General features: G+C 33.7%; 20 protein-coding genes and 1 tRNA gene. 14 read left to right on the top strand and 7 right to left on the bottom strand.

Annotation, left to right across the window (positions count from 1 at the left end; translation table 11 throughout):
* Positions 1-22: 22 nt before the first annotated feature.
* Complete coding sequence (locus tag QWY90_RS14160; protein WP_290286686.1) at positions 23-1,708, bottom strand: glutamine--tRNA ligase/YqeY domain fusion protein; 1,686 nt, start codon at positions 1,706-1,708, stop codon at positions 23-25.
* Positions 1,709-1,821: 113 nt separating this feature from the next.
* Between QWY90_RS14160 and folB the strand changes: the two genes are divergently transcribed.
* Complete coding sequence (gene folB / locus QWY90_RS14155) at positions 1,822-2,181, top strand: dihydroneopterin aldolase (protein WP_290286685.1); 360 nt, start codon at positions 1,822-1,824, stop codon at positions 2,179-2,181.
* A gap of 75 nt (positions 2,182-2,256) precedes the next feature.
* Positions 2,257-2,327, top strand: a tRNA-Cys gene (locus tag QWY90_RS14150).
* Positions 2,328-2,717: 390 nt separating this feature from the next.
* On the opposite strand, the gene QWY90_RS14145 is transcribed toward QWY90_RS14150, so the two are convergent.
* The 3 genes from QWY90_RS14145 to rnr are packed head-to-tail and all read right to left on the bottom strand — an operon-like array spanning position 2,718 to position 6,337.
* Positions 2,718-3,413, bottom strand: coding sequence for a LysE family translocator (locus tag QWY90_RS14145; RefSeq protein ID WP_290286684.1), 696 nt, complete (start codon positions 3,411-3,413; stop codon positions 2,718-2,720).
* A gap of 52 nt (positions 3,414-3,465) precedes the next feature.
* Positions 3,466-4,131, bottom strand: coding sequence for a head GIN domain-containing protein (locus QWY90_RS14140; RefSeq protein ID WP_290286682.1), 666 nt, complete (start codon positions 4,129-4,131; stop codon positions 3,466-3,468).
* A gap of 22 nt (positions 4,132-4,153) precedes the next feature.
* Complete coding sequence (gene rnr / locus QWY90_RS14135) at positions 4,154-6,337, bottom strand: ribonuclease R (RefSeq protein ID WP_290286681.1); 2,184 nt, start codon at positions 6,335-6,337, stop codon at positions 4,154-4,156.
* 753 nt (positions 6,338-7,090) lie between these two features.
* Between rnr and rpiB the strand changes: the two genes are divergently transcribed.
* The 4 genes from rpiB to QWY90_RS14115 are packed head-to-tail and all read left to right on the top strand — an operon-like array spanning position 7,091 to position 11,392.
* A complete protein-coding gene (rpiB, locus tag QWY90_RS14130; RefSeq protein ID WP_290286680.1) occupies positions 7,091-7,522 on the top strand; it encodes a ribose 5-phosphate isomerase B in 432 nt (143 codons plus the stop codon).
* Position 7,523: 1 nt separating this feature from the next.
* Positions 7,524-8,438 (top strand): cation diffusion facilitator family transporter, encoded by a 915-nt coding sequence (locus QWY90_RS14125; RefSeq protein WP_290286678.1) that lies wholly within the window; start codon positions 7,524-7,526, stop codon positions 8,436-8,438.
* Positions 8,439-8,442: 4 nt separating this feature from the next.
* A complete protein-coding gene (locus tag QWY90_RS14120; protein WP_290286676.1) occupies positions 8,443-9,264 on the top strand; it encodes an NAD(P)H-hydrate dehydratase in 822 nt (273 codons plus the stop codon).
* 4 nt (positions 9,265-9,268) lie between these two features.
* On the top strand, positions 9,269-11,392 hold the full coding sequence (locus QWY90_RS14115; RefSeq protein WP_290286675.1) for a Tex family protein: 2,124 nt from the start codon (positions 9,269-9,271) through the stop codon (positions 11,390-11,392).
* Positions 11,393-11,437: 45 nt separating this feature from the next.
* Here the strand turns inward: QWY90_RS14115 and QWY90_RS14110 are convergent, their stop codons facing one another.
* The gene (locus tag QWY90_RS14110; protein WP_290286673.1) at positions 11,438-12,817 is read right to left on the bottom strand and encodes an alpha/beta hydrolase family protein; all 1,380 of its coding nucleotides are present in this window, start codon (positions 12,815-12,817) and stop codon (positions 11,438-11,440) included.
* A gap of 86 nt (positions 12,818-12,903) precedes the next feature.
* Entirely contained in the window at positions 12,904-13,089 is a 186-nt protein-coding gene (locus tag QWY90_RS14105; RefSeq protein ID WP_290286671.1) for a Sec-independent protein translocase subunit TatA/TatB, read from the bottom strand.
* A 169-nt stretch (positions 13,090-13,258) separates the two neighbouring features.
* Here QWY90_RS14105 and QWY90_RS14100 point away from each other — a divergent pair, with 169 nt between their 5' ends.
* Genes QWY90_RS14100 through rfbD form a run of 8 tightly spaced genes read left to right on the top strand, consistent with a single transcriptional unit; the run spans position 13,259 to position 21,481 of the window.
* Positions 13,259-14,128 (top strand): M23 family metallopeptidase, encoded by an 870-nt coding sequence (locus QWY90_RS14100; protein WP_290286669.1) that lies wholly within the window; start codon positions 13,259-13,261, stop codon positions 14,126-14,128.
* Between the two features lie 2 nt (positions 14,129-14,130).
* Entirely contained in the window at positions 14,131-15,618 is a 1,488-nt protein-coding gene (locus QWY90_RS14095; RefSeq protein WP_290286667.1) for a GH3 family acyl-acid amido synthetase, read from the top strand.
* 7 nt (positions 15,619-15,625) lie between these two features.
* On the top strand, positions 15,626-16,501 hold the full coding sequence (locus QWY90_RS14090; protein ID WP_290286665.1) for a carboxypeptidase-like regulatory domain-containing protein: 876 nt from the start codon (positions 15,626-15,628) through the stop codon (positions 16,499-16,501).
* 39 nt (positions 16,502-16,540) lie between these two features.
* Complete coding sequence (locus QWY90_RS14085) at positions 16,541-18,235, top strand: DUF6909 family protein (RefSeq protein WP_290286664.1); 1,695 nt, start codon at positions 16,541-16,543, stop codon at positions 18,233-18,235.
* 5 nt (positions 18,236-18,240) lie between these two features.
* Positions 18,241-19,221: a hypothetical protein gene (locus QWY90_RS14080; protein ID WP_290286663.1), complete on the top strand. Its 981-nt coding sequence runs from the start codon at positions 18,241-18,243 to the stop codon at positions 19,219-19,221.
* 2 nt (positions 19,222-19,223) lie between these two features.
* On the top strand, positions 19,224-20,081 hold the full coding sequence (rfbA, locus tag QWY90_RS14075) for a glucose-1-phosphate thymidylyltransferase RfbA (protein WP_290286662.1): 858 nt from the start codon (positions 19,224-19,226) through the stop codon (positions 20,079-20,081).
* A gap of 3 nt (positions 20,082-20,084) precedes the next feature.
* Complete coding sequence (rfbC, locus tag QWY90_RS14070; RefSeq protein WP_290286661.1) at positions 20,085-20,636, top strand: dTDP-4-dehydrorhamnose 3,5-epimerase; 552 nt, start codon at positions 20,085-20,087, stop codon at positions 20,634-20,636.
* Positions 20,630-21,481 (top strand): dTDP-4-dehydrorhamnose reductase, encoded by an 852-nt coding sequence (gene rfbD / locus QWY90_RS14065; protein ID WP_290286659.1) that lies wholly within the window; start codon positions 20,630-20,632, stop codon positions 21,479-21,481. The genes rfbC and rfbD overlap by 7 nt, the downstream gene beginning before the upstream one ends.
* Here the strand turns inward: rfbD and QWY90_RS14060 are convergent.
* Entirely contained in the window at positions 21,474-22,211 is a 738-nt protein-coding gene (locus QWY90_RS14060; RefSeq protein WP_290286656.1) for a class I SAM-dependent methyltransferase, read from the bottom strand. The genes rfbD and QWY90_RS14060 overlap by 8 nt on opposite strands.
* Positions 22,212-22,213: the final 2 nt, after the last annotated feature.

Here is a 22,213-nt window from a genome sequence, read left to right as displayed (position 1 = left end):
ATTTATAAATTCTATTTAAAAATTATTCTTTGCTTTCCACTTTTGCCCAAGTATCTCTTAAGCCAACCGTTTTATTAAAAACAAGTTTTTCGGAAGAAGAATCTTTATCTACACAATAATATCCTAAACGCTGAAATTGGAATCGCTCTCCACTTTTTGCAGTTGCCAAACTTGGTTCTAAATATCCTGTAATTACTTCAAGAGAATTTGGATTGATGTATTCTTTGAAATCAACCTCTTTATCGCCATCCGGATTTTCATGTGTAAACAAACGATCATAAATTCGAACTTCTGCTTCAATCGCATGGTTGGTAGAAACCCAGTGAATTGTTCCTTTTACTTTTCGTTGAGATGCTTCTGTTCCGCTTCCACTTCGGGAATCTTCATCATAAGTGCAATGTATTTCCGTAATATTTCCTGTGGTATCTTTCACAACGCTTTCGCCTTTAATGATATAAGCATTTTTCAAACGAACTTCAGTTCCAAGCGTCAAACGGAAAAATTTCTTGTTGGCTTCTTCCTGAAAATCTTCTCTTTCAATATATAATTCCTTTGAAAAAGGCACTTTTCTGAAACCTAAGCTTTCATCTTCCTGACTGTTTTCGGCATCTAATATTTCTTCTCTTCCTTCCGGATAATTGGTAATAATCAACTTCACTGGATTCAAAACAGCCATAACTCTTGGCGTTGTTTTGTTTAATTCTTCGCGAACACAAAATTCCAAAAGTGAAACATCAATTAAATTAGTTCTTTTTGCAATCCCAATAGTATTGGCAAAATTCCGAATTGCCATTGGTGGATAACCGCGACGACGCATTCCTGAAATAGTACTCATCCTAGGATCATCCCATGATGTTACGTGTTTTTCTTCCACTAATTGCAAAAGTTTTCTTTTAGAAACAACAGTATGTGAAAGATTTCTACGGGCAAATTCTCTTTGCTTTGGACGCACTTTAGTGGCATCATAAACCTGATCTAAAAACCAATCGTATAATTCTCTGTGAGGTAAAAATTCAAGCGTACAAAACGAGTGAGAAATCTGCTCTAAATAATCGCTTTCGCCATGCGCCCAGTCGTACATTGGATAAATACACCAATCGTTTCCGGTTCGGTGATGATGGGCATGCAGAATTCGGTACATAATTGGGTCACGCATCAACATATTGTTAGCGCCCATACTTATTTTGGCACGAAGAATATGCGTTCCGTTTGGGAATTCTCCGTTTTTCATTCGGGTTAACAAATCTAGATTTTCTTCAACCGAACGGTTTCTATAAGGAGAATCGGTTCCCGGAGTTGTAGGCGTTCCTTTTTGGATTGCCATTTCTTCCGAAGATTGGCTGTCAACATAGGCTTTTCCAGCTTTTATAAACTCAATTGCCCAATCGTATAATTGTTGGAAATAATCAGAAGCATAACATTCATTACTCCATTTAAAGCCAAGCCATTCAATATCTCTTTTGATAGCATCTACATATTCTTGCTCTTCTTTCGCTGGATTAGTATCATCAAAACGCAGGTTTACCGGCGCCTGATAATCAATTCCTAAACCAAAGTTTAAACAAATCGCACTGGCATGACCAACATGCAAATAACCGTTAGGCTCAGGCGGAAAACGAAAACGTAATTTGTCTTTGGACAAACCATTTTTTAAATCGGCTTCGATAATTTGTTCAATGAAATTAAGCGACTTCTCTTCTGTTGACATTATTTTTGTAATTTTAGCAAAGATAAAAAAGTTTACAGTTTTCGGTTTACAGTTTACAGTTTTATCATAAAACTATTTACTGCGACTGAAAACTGCGACTGAAAACTAATAAAATGGGAACAATTAAACTTCAAAATATAAGAACTTTTTCTTTTCATGGCTGTCTTGAAGAAGAGGCTAAAATTGGTTCAGATTATCGTGTGGATTTGGAAATAAAAACTGATTTAAGAAAATCATCCTTAACAGATGAGCTGAAAGATACGGTAGATTATGTGCTTTTAAACAAAATTATTGTCGAAGAAATGGCTATTCGTTCCAAATTATTAGAGCACGTTGGTCATAGAATAATCGTTAGAATTTTTAGTGAAATCCCTGAAATATCCAGAATTCTTTTAGCGGTTTCAAAACTCAATCCTCCAATTGGTGGTGATGTGGAAGCGGTTACTATTGAAATGGAAGAATACCGAAGTTAAAAGAATACCGAATTCTAAAAATTATCAATTATCAATTGTTAATTATCAATTGTTTTATATATTTGCCGCCACAATGGCATCGTGGCCGAGCGGCTAGGCACCGGTCTGCAAAACCGTCTACTCCGGTTCGAATCCGGACGATGCCTCTTAAACCTTCAAGGAAACTTGGAGGTTTTTTTATTGATAATTTTTAGAAAAAATTAATTAAAGGTAGTGTTCGAATCCAGAAGATGCCTCTTAAACCTTCAAGGAAACTTTGGGGTTTTTTATTGATAAATTTTTAGGAAAAATTAATTAAAGATATTGTTCGAATCCGGACGATGCCTCTTAAACCTTCAAGTAAATTTGGAGGTTTTTTTATTGATAATTTTTAGAAAAAATTAATTAAAGGTAGTGTTCGAATCCGGATGATGCCTCAGAAACCTTCAAGGAAACTTGAGGGTTTTTTTATTGATAAATTTTTAGAAGAAATTAATTGAAAATCATGTTTGATTCTTGAAGATTCCTTAAAATTTTACTAGAGATAGTAGCTCTATTTACTCCGTATGCTCCAGCTTTTCAAAAGCTTTGTTAACGATTTTTTGTTCTTTAGGAAACCAACCTTGACTAAGCAGAAACACACCAGAAACAATCAAAACAATGCTGATAAACTTTTTAATTAAGAGAATGTTTTTCGGATTAAGTTGACTTCGTAATTGTTTGGCTAAAAGTATTTTAAAAATATCGGTAACGAAGTAAGTAACGATTAATGTAGAGAAAAAGGTCAACATTCTAGAAGTCTTCAACTCTAATTGAGGACCAATGGTTATTAAGATTGCTAACCAAAATCCGAGAACGCCTATATTGATAAAATTGAGAAAAAAACCTTTGATGAACAAAGAAAGGTAATTAGTTTTGGCTAATTCTTTTGGATCTATTTCGTCTATATTAATTTTCCTTCCTTCTTTTCTGTTATTGACAAAAGAAATAATACCGTAGGTTAGCATAACTAATCCACCAAAAATAAATAGTGCCGGATCGTCTTTTATGCTTTGAATTAGCCGATAACTACTAAAAAAAGCGATTGTAATAAAAAATATATCGGCCAATACAACTCCTAAATCAAAAACTATAGCTGCTCTAAATCCTTTGACAACGCTTGTTTCAAGTAATACAAAGAATACCGGTCCAATCATAAAGCTTAGAAAAAAGCCGAGTGGAATGGCGGATAAAATATCTTTAAGTAAAATCATTGTTATTTTTTTGACACTGCAATTTAGAATTTAAATTTTAAAATTAAAAATTCTACTTGGCTTGCTCTATCGTTCCGCCAGCAATAATCTTTTTGTTAATCTGTTTTGGTTTCCCATAAATAGTGATGTCTCCACCTGCTCTAACTTTAGCATCTACAATATTTGTAGCAAAAATAGCAGCTTCACCACCGGCATTACAAGAAACAGTAGTTATTTGTGACTCTAATTTTTCTGCTTCATAAATTCCACCCGAATTGACTAATACATCCTGAATATCAGCGTTTCCTTCTAATGAAACTTTTGAGCCATTTGCTGTTCTGACATTCAATTTTTCAACGTCTAAAATCAATTTTACTTCAGAACCTTCTTTAGCAATAACATCAAATACAACCGAACTAATTTTATCACCACAAGCGATTCTGGAACCTTCATTAGCTTCGACTGCAGTTATTTTTTTAAAATTAACCGTAACCGATATATTGTCACCATCCAAAAGTTTTGTCAATGGCATTCTTATTTTTAATTCCCCATTTTTATTAACTAATTCCACTTCGTCAGCTCCTTTTCCTTCTAGTTGAACTGAGTTTTCATCACTTGGAACAAGAAAAACATCTATGCGATCAAAGGAAGTTACTTTAGTAAAGTCGCCCACATTTTTGGTTTCTTGAGCAAAAACAATTGAACTGAATACTAATAAACTAAAAACTAATTTTTTCATATTAAATACTATTTAATGAACACTAACTATCATTTCTTCTGATAAAATTAAAATCTAATTGTTTCTTGACTAAATCAGCATTTTTTACTTTTACAAAAACTTCATCACCAAGTTGCAAAATACTTTGTGTAGCTTGACCTACCAAAGCATATTGCTTGTCGTCAAACGTATAATAATCTTCTTTGATTTCTCGAATACGAACCATTCCTTCGCATTTGTTTTCGATGATTTCTACATAAATTCCCCATTCGGTAACACCAGATATAACACCAAGAAACTCTTGGTCTTTGTGATCCTGCATGTATTTTACCTGCATGTATTTCACAGAATCTCTTTCGGCTTGTGCTGCAAAACCTTCCATATCGCTGGAATGGGCGCACTTTTCTTCATAAGTATCTGCATCAACTGATTTTCCTCCATCTAAATAAAATTGCAATAATCGGTGTGCCATCACATCAGGATAACGTCGAATTGGCGAAGTAAAATGACTATAAAAATCAAAAGCTAAACCATAATGACCAATATTTTCGGTCGAATATTTGGCTTTGCTCATACTTCTAATCGTCAAAGTATCTACTAAATTTTGCTCTTTTTTACCGTTTACATCGTTCAGTAATTTATTCAATGATTTAGAAATATCTTGTTTGGATTTCATGTTTATCGCATAACCAAACTTAGAAATCACTGTTTGAAGATTGATTAATTTGTCTTCATTCGGTTCATCGTGAATTCGGTAAATAAAAGTTTTCTTTTGTTTTCCTATAAATTCGGCTACTTTTCTGTTGGCTAACAACATAAATTCTTCTATCAAATGATTAGCATCTTTTGATATTTTAAAGAAGACGCCAACCGGTTCTGCATTTTCATCTAAATTGAATTTTACTTCTACTTTATCAAAGGATATCGCTCCATCAGCCATTCTTTTTCGACGTAAAATTTTAGCCAATTCGTCTTGTTTTAATGTTGCAGCTACAATTGCGGCCGGAACTTTATATTCTTTTCCAGTTAACGAAATCTCAGCCGGAATTATATCTGATTTGGTTTCAATTATACTTTGAGCTTCTTCATAAGAAAAACGTTGGTCAGAATAAATAATGGTTCTTCCAAACCAAGAATCTAAAACTTCTGCTTTCGCATTCAACTGAAAAATTGCTGAGAACGTATATTTTTCTTCGTGTGGACGAAGAGAACAAGCATAATTTGAAAGCACTTCAGGCAACATAGGTACAACTCTGTCTACTAAATAAACCGAAGTGGCTCTTCTGTATGCTTCATCATCTAAAATAGTTCCTTCTTGTAAATAATGCGAAACATCGGCAATGTGAACACCAATTTCATAATTTCCATTATCTAAAACTTGGAAGGATAAGGCATCATCAAAATCCTTTGCATCTTTTGGATCAATAGTAAACGTCAATACTTTTCGCATATCGCGACGTTTATCAATTTCATTTTGAGTTATAGAAGTATCTAATTTATTTGCATAAGCTTCAACTTCAATTGGAAAATCATACGGCAAACCATATTCAGCTAAAATGGCATGAATTTCTGTGTTATGTTCACCTGGTTTTCCAAGAACTTTAAGTACAGAACCAAAAGGTGAATCTGCTTTTGCAGGCCAATCTTCCAATTTTACTAAAACCACATCTCCATGTTCGGCTTCGGCTAATTTATTTTTTGGGATAAAAATATCGGTGTACATTTTGGCATTAGCCGTAGTTACAAATCCGAAATTCTTTTGAATATCAACAACTCCAACGAATTCTGTTTTGTGTCTTTCAATAATTTCGATTACTTCAGCTTCTGGTTTTCTGGAGCTTCTTCGGTCATACACATAAGCTTTGACTTTATCGCCATCTAAAGCGTGATTCAGATTTATAAACGGAATAAAGACATCATTTTCTAATTCGTCACAAACAAAATATCCTGTTTTTCTGGACGTCATATCAACAACGCCTTCGTAATATTGTTGACTGGAAGCTTTAACTAAATACTTTCCGGGTTCGGATTCAATGATTAATTTTTGTGCTGCCAGGATTTTTAAATCTTTTATAATTTCGTTTCTACTTTTAGTATCATCTAATTCTAAAATAGCAGCAATTTGTTTGTAATTAAAAGGTTTGTTCGCGTTTTTTGATAATATCTTAAATATCTTTTCGGAGAAAGTTTTTTCATTTTTTCCGAACTTTTTTGGTTTCTTACTCATTTTTCAATTTCTAATTAATGTTGAAAATTACAAAATAGTTATAAGTTATGAGTTATAAGTTGTCAGTTTTAATATAAATCTAACATTACCTATTTTTCAAATTAATTTAAAACCTAAAAAAAGAAATGTTATCAACAGCTATTAAAAACAATAAAAAGAAAAGATTTAAAAATTTAAATTTATGATGGTTATTATAGCGTGTTCATTTGTACAATAACTTTACTTTTTAAAATTAGATTTTGTAGTTATATTTTTTTATATCAATTTATCAACATAGTTTTTAGAATTTAAAACGTTCATTTTTAAGTATTTTTTAGATTTAATTAACAGTTGTTCACAACTCCAATAAGTATTTTTTTGTAGATAACTTATAGTTTAATTTTAGTTGAAAAAGAATGTTTTTATATTGATAACTTTTCTAAAAATTATTCAAACTAAATTTGTTTTTTTCAACCTACTTTTTGATTACAATTTTAAATCATACAACCTAAAAAAACTTCTAAAATTCTATCCAAAGTTGTTAACAATCTATGTTAATTTAAGGTTAACTGATTATCAACGAATTGAGAAATGCTATTAACAATCCACAATTTTAACATTTAAATTACGCTTAATGTATTTATTTCTAATTAGTTGTGAAAATTTATTAAAACAGTAAAATCCTTGTCAATTAAAAATCAAAGACTTACAATAAACTAAAATTGCAATCAATACTTTCCGTAAATTTGCGATACTAATTATACTCGCAACACTATGAAAATATCTATTGGAAACGATCACGCTGGTCCGGATTACAAGAATGCTATTGTTGCCTTTTTAAAACAAAAGGGACACGTAATAATCAATCATGGAACCGATACTTTTGACAGTGTGGATTATCCGGATTTTGGTCATCCTGTTGCACTTGATGTTGAAACAGGAAATGCCGATTTTGGTATCGTAATTTGTGGTTCCGGAAACGGAATCAATATGACTGTGAATAAACACCAAGGCATTCGTTCCGCATTGTGTTGGACTAAAGAAATTGCAGCTTTGGCACGTCAACATAACGACGCTAATATTATCAGTATTCCGGCTCGATTTACTTCTATACAACAAGCGGTAGAAATGGTTGACACTTTTTTAAACACCAATTTCGAAGGCGGAAGACACGCTAACCGAGTGAATAAAATAGCTTGTCAATAAAATGGGAGATAACCACAACCACGTTCATATTCACAAACATGAAGTAAGAGGAAAAAATCTAATCTTTTCCATTCTGCTAAATTTACTGATTACGATTGCGCAAGTTGTTGGCGGAATTATTTCAGGAAGTTTGGCTTTAATTTCGGATGCACTTCACAATTTTTCTGATGTACTTTCATTGGTTTTTAGTTTAGTAGCACACAAATTATCCAGAAGAAAAGCTTCGATAAACAATACGTTTGGATATAAACGAGCCGAACTAATAGCCGCTTTTATAAATGCTATAACACTAATTGTTGTCGCTTTATTTTTAATTTATGAAGCTTCCGCAAGATTATTCCATCCGGAACCAATTAAGTCAGGTTTGGTTATTTGGCTCGCAATTTTAGGAATTATTGTAAACGGGGGTTCGGTCTTGTTGCTTAAAAAAGATTCAGAACACAATCTTAATATGAAATCAGCTTACCTCCATTTATTGACCGACATGATGGCTTCGGTTGCGGTTTTAGTCGGTGGTTTGTTGATGAAATTTTATGGTTGGTTTTGGGTGGATAGTTTGATGACATTGTTAATTGCCTTTTATTTAATCTACGTTAGTTATGATTTGATAAAATCTGCTACCAAAATGCTAATGCTTTTTACACCTGATTACATTGACATTAAAGAAATTGTTCGTGAAGTTCATAAAATCAAAGGAGTTAATAAATTACACCATATCCATGTGTGGCATTTGAATGACGAAGAATTACACCTCGAAGCACATCTTGATTGTTCCGATGATATAAAATTGAGCGAATTCAACGTTTTATTACATAATGTGGAAATACTTTTATTTGAAAAATTCCACATAAATCACATCAATATTCAACCCGAATTTAAAAAAGAAGATCCAAAAGATTTTATTGTTCAGGACTAATACTATGACAAAACTTGACATCAATAGCATCCAAAAAATATTTCAAAAAAGAGCACCTAATTCTCATAAAGGAAATCACGGACATGCATTGATTATTGCCGGAAGTAAATCTAAAATCGGAGCCGCTATTATTTGTGCTAAAGCTTGTTTAAGATCAGGCGCAGGTCTGGTTACATTAAATATTCCAAAAAAAGAAAGAATAGCCCTATTCTCCTCTGTTCCGGAAGCAATGACTGAATTTAGGGGAGAGAAAAAGAATTGGACTTCTTTTAATTCATTTGCCATTGGACCAGGCATAGGAACTAATAAATCAGCAACAAATCTCCTGAGATTATTGATAACAAATGTGAAAATCCCAACCGTTTTTGATGCTGATGCTTTAAATATTTTGGCCAAAAACCAGCATGAACTTTTAAACCTGCCTCAAAAATCCATTCTTACACCACACGTTAAAGAGTTTGACAGACTTTTTGGGAAGCATGATTCTGAGTCAGAAAGAAGAATAACAGCTTCTACAAAAGCCAAAGAATTGCACTTGATTATTATCCTGAAAGGACATAAATCTTTTATTACTGATGGAGAAAAAAGTTTCGAAAACACTACCGGAAATTCAGGCTTGGCCAAAGGCGGTTCGGGCGATGCTTTGACAGGAATAATAACAGCTTTTTTAGCACAAGGTTACGAACCATTGAATGCCGCTTTACTTGGCGTTTATATTCATGGCCTAGCAGCCGATATTACTTTAGAAACACAAAGTCCGGAAAGCATGTTAATCACTGATGTAATAGATAATCTTGGACGAGCGTTTAAAAAAATTCAAAATTAAATTCATGACCAGCATACAATATATTCAAAGCCAAGTTACGGCTGCGCCAAAAAGCATTGAGGCCACTTTAAAATTACTTTCCGAAGATTGCACCATTCCATTTATTTCGCGTTACCGAAAAGACCAAACCGGAAATTTAGACGAAGTCGTAATTGAACAAATTGCCAAACTTTCCAAACAATACGATGAAATTGTAAAAAGAAAAGAATCGATTCTAAAAACCATTGAAGAACAAGGGCAACTTTCTCCTGAATTGGCCAAAAAAATAAAGGAAAGTTTTGACTTACAGGAAATAGAAGATTTGTATTTACCTTATAAAAAGAAGAAAAAAACCCGTGCCGATATCGCTCGAGAAAATGGTTTGGAACCTTTAGCCAAAATTATTTTCAGTCAAAGAAATGAAGATGTCGATTTTATTTCCACTCAATATCTCAACGACAAAGTCAAAAATGAAGACGAAGCGTTGCAAGGCGCAAGAGATATTATTGCCGAATGGATTAACGAAAATAGTTACATACGAAAAAATCTCCGCCGATTATTTCAACGAAAAGCGATTGTAGAAACTAAAGTTGTAAAGAAAAAAGAAAACGAAGAAGATGCACAGAAATTCAAGCAATATTTCGATTGGGCCGAACCGATTTCAAAAATACCATCTCATAGATTGTTGGCAATGTTACGCGCCGAGGCGGAAGGTTTCGTAAAACTAAATGTTGATATCGAAAAAGAGGAAGCTATTGATTTTATCGAAAACGAAATTATAAAGGCCAAAAATGATACGACCGAACATATAAGATTAGCAATTAATGACAGTTATAAACGATTGCTGGAACCAGCCATATCAAACGAAACATTACAAGATGCCAAAGCTAAAGCCGACAGCAAAGCGATTGATGTTTTTGCTGGGAATTTGAGTCAGCTTTTGTTAGCACCGCCATTAGGTGAAAAAAGAATTTTAGCGATTGACCCGGGATTTAGAAGCGGCTGCAAAATCGTTTGTTTAGATGAAAAAGGTGATTTATTATACAACGAAACTATATATCCGCATCAGCCACAAAATGAAAGCGCGATGGCGATGAAAAAAATTCGCTCGATGGTGAATGCTTACAATATTGAGGCAATTTCTATCGGAAACGGAACGGCAAGTCGCGAAACCGAATTCTTCATCAAGAAAATCGCTTTTGATAAACCCGTTCAGGTTTTTATAGTTTCTGAAGCTGGTGCTTCGGTTTATTCAGCATCCAAAATTGCCCGCGAGGAATTTTCAAAATATGATGTAACGGTTCGAGGCTCGGTTTCTATTGGAAGAAGATTGGCTGATCCGTTGGCTGAATTAGTAAAAATCGACCCAAAATCTATTGGCGTTGGACAATACCAACATGACGTTGATCAAATTAAACTCAAAGAAGAATTGGATACCGTTGTGGTTCGTTGCGTGAATTCAGTTGGAATAAATATTAATACGGCTAGCAAATCGCTGTTAGGTTATGTTTCCGGAATTGGTGAAAAAATGGCCGAAAATATAGTTGCCTTTCGTTCCGAAAATGGTCCGTTTGAAGACAGAAAACAACTTAAAAAAGTGCCGCGTTTAGGCGACAAAGCATACCAACAAGCTGCAGCTTTTATTCGAATTCATAACGGTAAAAATCCGTTGGACAATTCAGCAGTGCATCCTGAAGCATATCCGATTGTAGAAAAAATGGCTAAAGATTTAGGTTTAAAAACCAATGATTTGATTGCCAACAAAGAAAAGATATCCCAAATAAAATTAGAAAATTATATCACACCGGAAATAGGAATTCTAGGATTAAAAGATATTGTGAAAGAATTAGAAAAACCAGGACTCGATCCAAGAAAAGCAGCCAAAGTTTTTGAGTTTGATCCAACAGTTACCACTATAAAAAACGTTCGTTCCGGAATGATTTTACCCGGAATTGTCAATAATATTACCGCTTTTGGTTGCTTTGTAGATATCGGAATTAAGGAAAGCGGTCTGGTTCACATCTCGCAACTCAAAGCTGGTTTTGTTTCCGATGTGAATGAAGTGGTGAAATTACACCAACATGTGCAAGTAAAAGTAGTTGAGGTTGACGAAGAGCGTAAACGAATTCAGTTGACGATGATATTATAAATTAAAAGCCCAAAATCTTAATTGTATTTGGGCTTTTTTAGTGTTTTATCTATTCAAAATCCAAGAACTCATTTTGTCTAAAACCTGTGGAGCAATGGTTTGTTCAAGCTGACCATATTCTTCAATGGTTCCTGTTTTTGCCTCTTGAAAAAGATGATTTAGATTTGGAAATTCTACTATTTCAAATTTTTTGTTTTTCGCTTTTTCCAATGAAGCCTTAATACCGGCAAGGTTCTCTTTAGAAATTACCTGCAAATCTTTGGTGCCATTAATTGCCAACACGGGAATTTTTAGTTTACTCCAATAAGCATCCGGATTGATTTTTATAAAATAAACAAACCAAGGAATAACCGCTTGTGTACTTTCCTTTTCAGCTGTTTGCTCTATTGCTGCAGCATCCGGTAGTTGTCCTTTCGACAATTGTTGCATACTTTCAACAATCATTTTTTTGACTTCCTCTTTTAAATTTGTTCTACTATAATTTTTAACTAAAGCATATAGTTTTCGATTGGTTTCGGCATCTGATTTTAATTCTTCTTCTGATGCACCTGAAGCCTTTCCAATGGCATTTGTTTGTAATAATAGCAATTCATCTGTTGGAACTCCTGGACCAGCCATAGCAATAATAAATTTTACTTTTGGATTTTGAGAAGCCACCATTGGCGCTATAATTCCACCTTCGCTATGTCCAATCAACCCAATATTGGTGAATCCTTTTTGTGCTAAAAACTCGACTGCAGCATTAGTATCTCCTGCAAAATTTTGAGTAGTCACATCTCTGCTTATCCCATTAGATCCTCCAGTTCCTCGATCATCAACACGCAAAACACCAATCCCTTTTTTGGCAAAATCATCAGCAATTACCCAAAATGATTTATGTCCAAAAATTTCGGAATCCCTGTTTTGTTGCCCAGAACCTGAAATTAAAACCACGATAGGAAAAGTTTTTTTGTCAGCGGGTGTCGTTAAAGTTCCGGCTAGTGTGTTTTTATCAATCGGATTTGTAAACGTTACTTCCTCAATTTTATAGTTGAATGGAGGCTGAGGAGTTTGCGGTCTTTTTAAAGCTGATTCTCCTTCTTTTTTTCGAGAGAGAATTAGTGGCATTGACGCGCCGCCTTGAGAAAATGTTCCGTTTATTGTTTCGTTTTCAAATTTTCCTTTATAACTGATTCCAAATTTTTTCGCATCAATACTCAGTTTGTTGTCTACAAATGAAGTGTTGTCTGTTGGTAAATCCTTTGCGCCCTGCATCGGGCTGTCCATAGTAGTTATCAATTCAACACCATTTTGTTTGATGTTAAAGACCAAAGGAAGCTTCGTTCCTGAAACTGACAATTCACCTGCCCAGGAACCAATAATTTCTTGGCTAAATAAGTTTGAAAAACAGAAAAAAAAGGCAATGGTAAGGAAAGTTCTTTTCATGATATTTAAAGTAATATAAAAGAGTTTGTATAAAAAAACCCAAACGCCATAACTGGGATTTGGGTTTTGTATTTTAGTAAAGAAAATTATTTTTTCTCTTCTTCTTCCTTTTTAGATGCAGGATTTGCATCGTCTTCTCCTTTTGATGCTTTTTTGAATTCATTTATTCCTGAGCCTAATCCTTTCATTAATTCCGGAATTTTTTTACCTCCAAAAAATAATAAAATAACAACAATAATTAGAATCCATTCTGTTGGTCCCATTCTTCCCATGATATATAATTTTTTGCTTTCGCAGATTTTATTATTAAAAACTTTGTCAAAGGTAAAAAGAAAATAACATTCTTTTGAATTTCACCATAATAAATATACGTTAAACATCGTTTACAGTAAAAAGACAAAGCCAACTAATTTTCTATATTTGTAAATCATTAAAACAATCATGTCCGAAAAACGGCTCAAACGAAAAATAATCAAGAAAAAACTATTCACAAAAAACCGCTTGGTTATTTTGAACGAAGACACTTTTGAAGAAATTTTTTCCCTTCGATTGACTTTGATGAATGTATTTGTGGTAGCCACAGTTGGTGCGTTGTTAATCATTTTTGTCACTACTTATATCATTGCTTTTACACCACTACGCGAATATATTCCGGGCTATGCCTCTACACAACTAAAGAAAGACGCTACCGAGTTGGCGCTGAAATCAGATTCATTAACTAATGCTTTGAAAAAAAATGAAGCTTACATCGAATCAATTAAAAAAGTTTTGACAGGTGATTTAGAATACGCAAAATTCAATAAAGACTCCATTTTAGCTTCTGTTTCTGAGCCTGTTTCTGAAGAAGATTTGAAACCAACAAAATCCGATTTAAAGTTTAGGGAAGAAGTTGACAGAGAAGATAAATACAATCTCTTCGAAAAGGCAAAACCAAAAGTTAGCACCGTTTTGTTTCCGCCGGTGAAAGGAATGATAACCGAAAAATTCAATCCTAAAGAAAAACATTATGCGGTTGATGTCGCTTTAGCTAAAAACACTCCAATAAAATCAATTTTAAGCGGAAGAGTAATTTTTGCAGATTGGACCCCAAATACTGGAAATGTTGTAATCATAAGACACAACAACGGATTTATTTCGGTATATAAACACGCTTCTTCAGTAACAGTTTCGCAAGGCGATGTGGTCAGAACAGGTGAAATTATAGCTTTAGCCGGTTCAACCGGACAAGAATCTACCGGCGTGCATTTGCATTTTGAATTGTGGAAAGATGGTTATCCAATCGATCCAAGTATTTTTATTGAATTCGAATAAGTATGTCTGTAAAATCATTCGCCGCCAAAATATTTGCTAAAGTCATCCATAATAAAACTCAAAAATGGGTTCAAAATCCTATTGAAACACAGCAAAACGTTTTTCAAAATCTTATCGCTTCCGCAGATGTTACTCAGTTTGGAAAAGACCATCATTTTTCTAAAATCAAATCTTTTGAAGATTTCGCCAAGCAAGTTCCCATCAGAGATTACGAAGAGTTACGACCTTATGTTGATAGAGTTGTAAAAGGCGAAGAAGACATACTGTGGAAAGGAAAACCGATTTATTTTGCTAAAACTTCAGGAACGACTTCGGGCGCAAAATACATTCCCTTGACTAAGGAATCAATGCCGTTCCATATTGAAGCTGCACGAAATGCTATTCTCGGATATATTCACGAAACGGGAAAAACAGCTTTTGTTAATGGTAAAATGATTTTCCTTCAGGGAAGTCCAATTCTGGAAGAAAAAAACGGAATTAAACTAGGAAGACTTTCAGGAATTGTAGCACATTTTGTTCCGAAATATTTACAGAAAAACCGAATGCCAAGCTGGGAAACCAATTGCATTGAAGATTGGGAAACCAAAGTGGATGCTATTGTTGAAGAAACGTTTAACGAAAACATGACCGTGATTTCCGGAATTCCATCTTGGGTGCAAATGTATTTTGAGAAGTTGGAGCAAAAAGGGAATAAGCCAGTTGGCGAAATTTTTAAAAACTTCAATTTATTTATATACGGTGGTGTAAACTATGAACCTTATCGCGCCAAATTTGAAAATCTAATTGGAAGAAAAGTAGATTCGATTGAATTGTTTCCGGCTTCGGAAGGGTTTTTTGCCTATCAGGATTCGCAGAAAGACAAAGGAATGTTGCTCCTTTTGAATTCGGGAATTTTCTATGAATTTGTAAAATCAGATTCATTTTTCACCGAAAATCCAAGACGTTTTACCATTGGCGAAGTCGAATTAAATGTCAACTATGTGTTGATAATTTCCACCAATGCTGGACTTTGGGCTTATAATATTGGCGATACCGTTCAGTTTACTAGTTTAAAACCCTATCGCGTGATAGTTTCGGGCCGAATCAAACATTATATTTCCGCTTTTGGCGAACACGTTATTGGTAAAGAAGTCGAATGTGCTTTGAAAGAAGCCATGGAAAATTACAATATTCGGATTAACGAATTTACCGTTGCGCCTCAAATTGCTCCAACTACGGGATTACCTTATCACGAATGGTTTATAGAGTTTGAAAACGAACCCGAAAACCTAGAAGATTTCGCCTTGAAGATTGACAATGAAATGCGAAAACAAAACACATATTATGATGATTTGATTGTTGGAAAAGTTTTGAAAACAGTAGTTATTTCAAAAGTTTCAAAAAATGGCTTTCAAGACTATATGAAATCAATAGGAAAACTGGGCGGGCAAAATAAAATCCCGAGATTGAGTAACGATAGAAAAATAGCAAACGAGCTAAAAACAGAATAGAGAAAAGATGAAAGAAAAAAGTGTGTTGTGGTTGCTGTTGTTGATAGTTTCTGTTACTTCAGCTCAAATCAAAGGAACCGTTGTTGATGAATTTAACAAACCTATTTCCTACGTTAATATTTGGGTTGAAAAAGAAAACAACAGCACCACTTCTGAAGAAAATGGGGAGTTTAGTATTAACTGTTTGCCAAATAAAAACTTGATTTTTTCAGCCTTAGGTTACGAAATAAAAACGGTTAAAGCTTCAGAGGCAGAAAAAGTAATATTGAAAATTAATGCATTTGAATTGAAAGAAGTAGTTATTGCCAAACGATTCGAAACCAGAGAAATTGAAATCGGAAAGGTTAAAAATGAAACCTATCAGGCATTTGAAAACGGACCTAGAATTGACGCTAAATTTTTCCCTTATCTGCCCAAATATAAAAGAACCAGATACATCCAAAAAGTAAATTTCTTTACCGACAGTCAATTAGAAAGTGTAAGCTTTAAAATTCATTTCTATGAAGTAAAAACTGACGGTTCTCCGGGTGATGAATTGCTGAATAAAGATTTTTTAGTATCGGTAAAAAAAGGTGTGAAGAAAACCTTTTTTGATGTAACGGACTTCAATTTAAAAATGCCTAAAAAAGGAATCTTTGTTGGTTTTGAAAAGCTAATTATAGAAAGGAATAAATTGGAAAAAGAAGTCATGGATTCCAACACAGGAAAAACGACCCTACAAAAAACATACTTCCCATTTGTGCTTTATAATTTTGTAGAAAGAGAGTTTATTTATACTTTCTCGGGAGGAAAATGGAATAAGCAAACTAAACAAGATGTTGCCAATCCATCGAATAAAATGACGGTATACGAACCAGCAATAAACCTAATTTTAACCAACTAAACTACAAAATGGCTATATTTGCGGGTTAGAAAATAAAAAATGAAAGAAATTAAAAACATTTCGCGCTCAAGAGCGCAAGAATCGTCGGCAGCTATCGAACGATTGTACATTACCATGAGGCATTTATTTAACAGAGGTTTCTACAAACCAATGGGTGTTTCAGGAGAAACTTTAAGAGAGGCGTTGCTTTCTTTACGACCAGAAATTTACGGAAGCATTGCGGAAGAAAAAGTAGAACTTAGCGGTTTACTTTATGTAATTGAAAGACTTCCGGTAGGCATCGAAGAATGTCGTTTTATCAATTTAACTTCTGACGAAGGCTATTCAAAATCCCATTTTCAAGCTATTGTCCCGCCAAAAAGAAGAAGAAATTGTTATCGAATTGATGACGAACAAATGAATGTGGAAATCACACGTGGACGTTCTGATATTTATGACATTCTAACGCATTTGACTTTTATTTTTATCGAATCACATAAAATAAAAGACAGAGTTTTACTAGACGAAATTGAAGTTGAGCTAACCCGTGATTGGGAAAAACTGGAAGAAGCTGTTTTGCAAAATAAAAAAATGACGCTTAAAGAAAAGGAAATTGCCATTTCACATGCGGCTAATGTTTTAGGCAGAAGCTTTTCAGAAGTGATAGATATTTATGATGCTTTTGCAACCAAAGAAAAACCAGACAGATTTTTACACGTTATCTACTGGTTGGGAAAATTGGCAATAGATGAGGTTATTAATAACAACAAAAGAACCATTACTTTCAGTCCGATTTTAAGAGAAAGATTAGGGCATCATATTCACGGAGAAATTTGGGCAAATAACATCAAAGAGGCACTAAAAGCTAATAATCTTTTGGAACGACCAATTCACATTATCAGTGCCAATATGCACAGTGTGATGAATTCGATTTTTGCAACGACTGTTCTAAAAACCAAATTCAAAGACAAATCGGATTTCTTTATTTATGAAGAATTGAGCAAATCTGGAGCAAATGATCTTCGTAATAAAGTAGAAGATGTTGCGTTAAAGCAAGGTATGATTTCACTTCCAGACGACGCTTCAGGAACTAATATTGACGTTCAAATATTTGATACAGCTAAAATTGATTGGGCAAAATCGAGTTTCCCAAAAGCAAAAGTGGGTAAAGAAAGTCCAGTTCTAATCGTGATGGATTACGCTTTTGGTGAGCAAGCATTTGAAACTATTGACGAATTGTTGAAACCATACAAAGAAGGTAAAAACAGAACTTTTCTCGATGTCGAATCGGTTTCAATAATGGGGAAAGCAGGAATTTTGGAAGGCGGAAAAGGCGACATCATGATTCCATCTGCACATATAAATGAAGGAACGGCAGATAATTATCCGTTTGAAAATGAATTAAAAGCCGAAATGTTTGAAGAAGACGGAATTCCTGTTTGTTCAGGACCAATGGTTACTGTTTTAGGAACATCACTTCAAAACAAAGATTTATTGAAATTTTTTCACGAGTCAACATGGGAAGTTATTGGACTTGAAATGGAAGGCGCTTATTATCAAAAGGCGATTCAATCGGCATCAAAAATCAGAAAAAGCATTCCAGAAAAGGTAAAAGTTAGATACGCTTATTATGCTTCTGATAATCCTTTAGAAACAGGAAGCACATTGGCTTCTGGCGGATTGGGAACAACAGGAGTAAAGCCCACTTATCTGATTACCATTAAAATATTAGAACAAATTTTTAACGTAAAATAATTTTTATGAGTACAACACCTCAAAACACGGATAATCAAGAAATTGATTTGTCGCAAATTTCCAAAAAGATAGGCAGTTTTTTCGAAAACATTTCTTCTTCAATTTTTAGAGGCTTTTTATTTTTTAAAAGAAATATTATTTGGGTTGGAATATTGTTTTTACTTGGAGTTGGTATAGGATTATATCTTGATAAAACAACTAAAGTATACGATAACGAAATCATCGTAAATCCAAACTTTGGAGCAGTTGATTATTTATATGCCAAAATTGATTTGATAAGCTCAAAAATTAATGACAACGACACAGTGTTTCTTAAAGAAGTTGTTGGGATAAAAGAACCAAAAAAACTTAAGAAAATAGCAATCACGCCAATTACAGATGTTTATAAATTCATTAACAACAGTGATAAAAATTTCGAGTTTGTAAAATTATTGGCAGAAGATGGAGATATTAAAAAAATAGTTAACGAAAACCTGACCAGTAAAAACTACCCATTTCATTTGATTTCATTTACTACAGACAAAGAGACTTCAAGCGAAAAAACGGTAGAACCTCTTTTAAACTTTCTTAATAATTCTGATTATTTCAAAAAAATTCAGAAAGAATATGTAAACAATGTGAAAGTAAAAATGGTGGAGAATGATTCAATTATTTCTCAAATCAATGGCCTTTTAAATGCTTTTTCAAGCACAACAAATGGTTCTCAAAAAAGCGATAAATTGGTATATTATAACGAAAATTCTCAGTTGAATGAAGTTATTAAAACAAAAGACGCTTTAGTTAATGAACAAGGTGCGCACAGAATCGAAATGATTAATTTGGATAAAATTATAAAAGATAATAGCATAACATTAAATATTAAAAATACAAAAGCCGTTAATGGGAAAATGAAACTAGTATTACCGTTATTGTTTATTTTTATATTTATTTTGATTGGGTATTTTAAATCGTATTACAAACATCAAATGGCAAAATTGAAAAGTTAATTATGAAAGGAATTATTTTAGCCGGTGGTTCAGGAACAAGGTTGCATCCATTGACTTTAGCTGTAAGTAAACAGTTGATGCCAATTTATGACAAGCCCATGATTTATTACCCATTGTCAACTTTGATGTGGTCTGGGATTAATGAGATTTTAATTATATCAACTCCTCACGATTTACCATTGTTCAGACAATTATTAGGTGATGGAAAAAGTTTGGGTTGCCGATTTGAATATGCAGTTCAGGAAAATCCAAATGGTTTGGCAGAAGCATTTATTATTGGAAAAGAATTCATTGGGAACGATAAGGTTGCCTTAGTTCTTGGAGACAATATTTTTTACGGAACAGGGTTATCCGAATTATTGTTAGCCAATAATAATCCGGATGGCGGAATTATTTATGCCTACCATGTTCTAGACCCGGAGCGTTATGGTGTTGTCGATTTTGACAAAGACGGAAAAGTACTTTCAATTGAAGAAAAACCGGAACATCCCAAATCAAATTTTGCTGTTCCCGGAATTTATTTTTATGATAATAATGTTGTAGAAATAGCCGCGAATATCAAACCTAGTCATCGCGGAGAACTCGAAATTACAGATGTAAATAAAGAATATTTAACAAGAGGAAAACTAAAAGTAAGTATTCTTGATAGAGGAACAGCTTGGCTTGATACAGGAACATTTCAGTCCTTAATGCAAGCCGGACAATTTGTTCAAGTAATTGAAGAACGTCAAGGATTAAAAATTGGCGCCATTGAAGAAGCTGCTTACAGAATGGGTTTCATCGATGCCAAACAGTTAGAAAAATTAGCGCAACCACTTTTAAAAAGCGGATATGGCACACACTTACTTAGTCTGATTTAAAACATGAATTTTATTGCAACCAAATTGGAAGGCTGTTATATCGTTGAGCCAAAAATTATTCTTGATGAACGGGGTTATTTTATGGAAAGTTTTAATGAAAATACTTTTCAAAAAGGAGTTAACCAGCAAGTTCATTTCGTACAAGATAACCAATCCTATTCATCCAAAGGAGTTTTAAGAGGTTTACACTACCAAACCGGCGAACATGCTCAGGCAAAATTAGTCCGTGTTTTACAAGGAGAAGTTTTAGACGTCGCCGTTGATATCAGACCAAATTCGCCAACATTTGGACAATATGAAGCTGTAGTTTTATCAGGTGAAAATAAGAGGCAATTTTTTGTTCCAAGAGGATTTGCTCATGGGTTTTTAGTATTGAGTGATACCGCAACTTTCTTCTATAAATGCGACAATTTTTATAACAAAGAATCAGAAGGAGGAATTAGCTATAATGATAAATCCATCAATATAGATTGGGGTTTTCCAACAGGAAATTTGATTATTTCTGAAAAAGATAAAGTGCAACCCAATATAGAAAATGCCAAAAAAGCATGGTAGTTTTAGTCAGCGGAGCCAATGGACAATTAGGACAAAGTTTGCAATTTATTGCGCCAAATTATCCTGATATTCATTTTATTTTTTGTTCGTCAGCCGATTTAGATATTTCTAATTTAGAAAATTGCCAGACAGTTTTCTCAAAAATAAAACCCAATTATTGTATCAATGCCGCAGCATACACAGCCGTTGATAAAGCCGAAAGCGAACCAGAAAAGGCATATTTAATCAATGTTATTGGCGCCCAAAATTTAGCTGCCGTTTGCAAACAATATGCAACAGTTTTACTTCATGTTTCTACCGATTTTGTTTTTGACGGCAATGCTTCAAAGCCATATTCAGAAGACGACATCCCAAATCCAACAGGCGTATACGGACAAACTAAATTAGACGGAGAAAAAGGCATTCAGGCTACTTTTGAAAACTATTACATCATCAGAACATCTTGGGTTTATTCGCAATTCGCAAATAATTTTATGAAAACCATGTTGCGATTGGCTTCCGAAAGGGATTCTATTTCTGTAGTAAATGACCAAATAGGAACACCAACCAATGCAGTTGATTTAGCAGCAGCTTTAGTTCAAATTGCTTTAACCGACAACCGACAACCAACAACCGATAACTTCGGCATTTACAACTTCAGCAACGAAGGGCAATGCAGTTGGTATGATTTTGCTAAAAAGATTTTCGAAATCAACAATAAGAATATAGATCTAAAACCAATTCCAACTTCAAGTTTCCCAACACCAGCCAAAAGGCCAAAATTCAGTGTTTTGGATAAAACAAAAATCAAGAATACATTTGGGCTAGAAATTAAGAGTTGGGAAGACAGTTTAAAAACTATTTAACCTTTTTTGCAATACAAAACGTACTCACACCAAAAGGCAAATTAAATATTTTAAGTAATTTATTTTCGAAGATTATTAACTGTAGCAAAGCACTGTTTACAAAGCTATTTCCAATGGCAATATCTGATTCTCCTGTTTTATTTTTTTGTAAACCAGAAGTTATGGTTCGAAATATATAAACAGGTAAAAACAGAAAGAAATTCCAATAACTTGATTTTAGTATTTCAAGATTTTCGGCTAGTAATTTCGATTTCAATTCCGATTTTGTATACCGTCTGAAGTGCATATTAACAACATCGTGGTAACTCCATAGCGATTGAAAAGCTGGAACAAAAACATACATTTTGCCGCCAATTTTCAATAAATCATTCCAATTTTTAAGCGCTTTTTTATCATCTTCTAAATGCTCTAAACAATCGGAGGCTATAACAATATCAAATTTCTCATTCAAGGTAATATTTTGAGCATCCATTACAAAAGCATTATCTAAACCGTTAGCTATACAATTCGCAATGGCTTTATCGCTAATATCAACTCCAAATAGATTTTCAGCATTAAATCCCAACGCTTCTAAATCTTTTAAAAAAATACCAGAAGAACATCCAATGTCAAGAACTTTACTGTCTTTTGGTGCATCTTTTAGTAAATCTAACAAGTATTTCCTTCTCGATTTAAACCACCAATGTTCCGTTTCTACATCATGGTATTTTTTTTCAAAATCTTCCTTCATTT

Origin of the sequence: Flavobacterium paronense, from assembly GCF_030409795.1 — a bacterium.
Lineage (GTDB): Bacteria > Bacteroidota > Bacteroidia > Flavobacteriales > Flavobacteriaceae > Flavobacterium > Flavobacterium paronense.
Note: the sequence above shows the minus strand (reverse complement) of the source record. Positions and strands in the feature narration are given on the sequence as shown.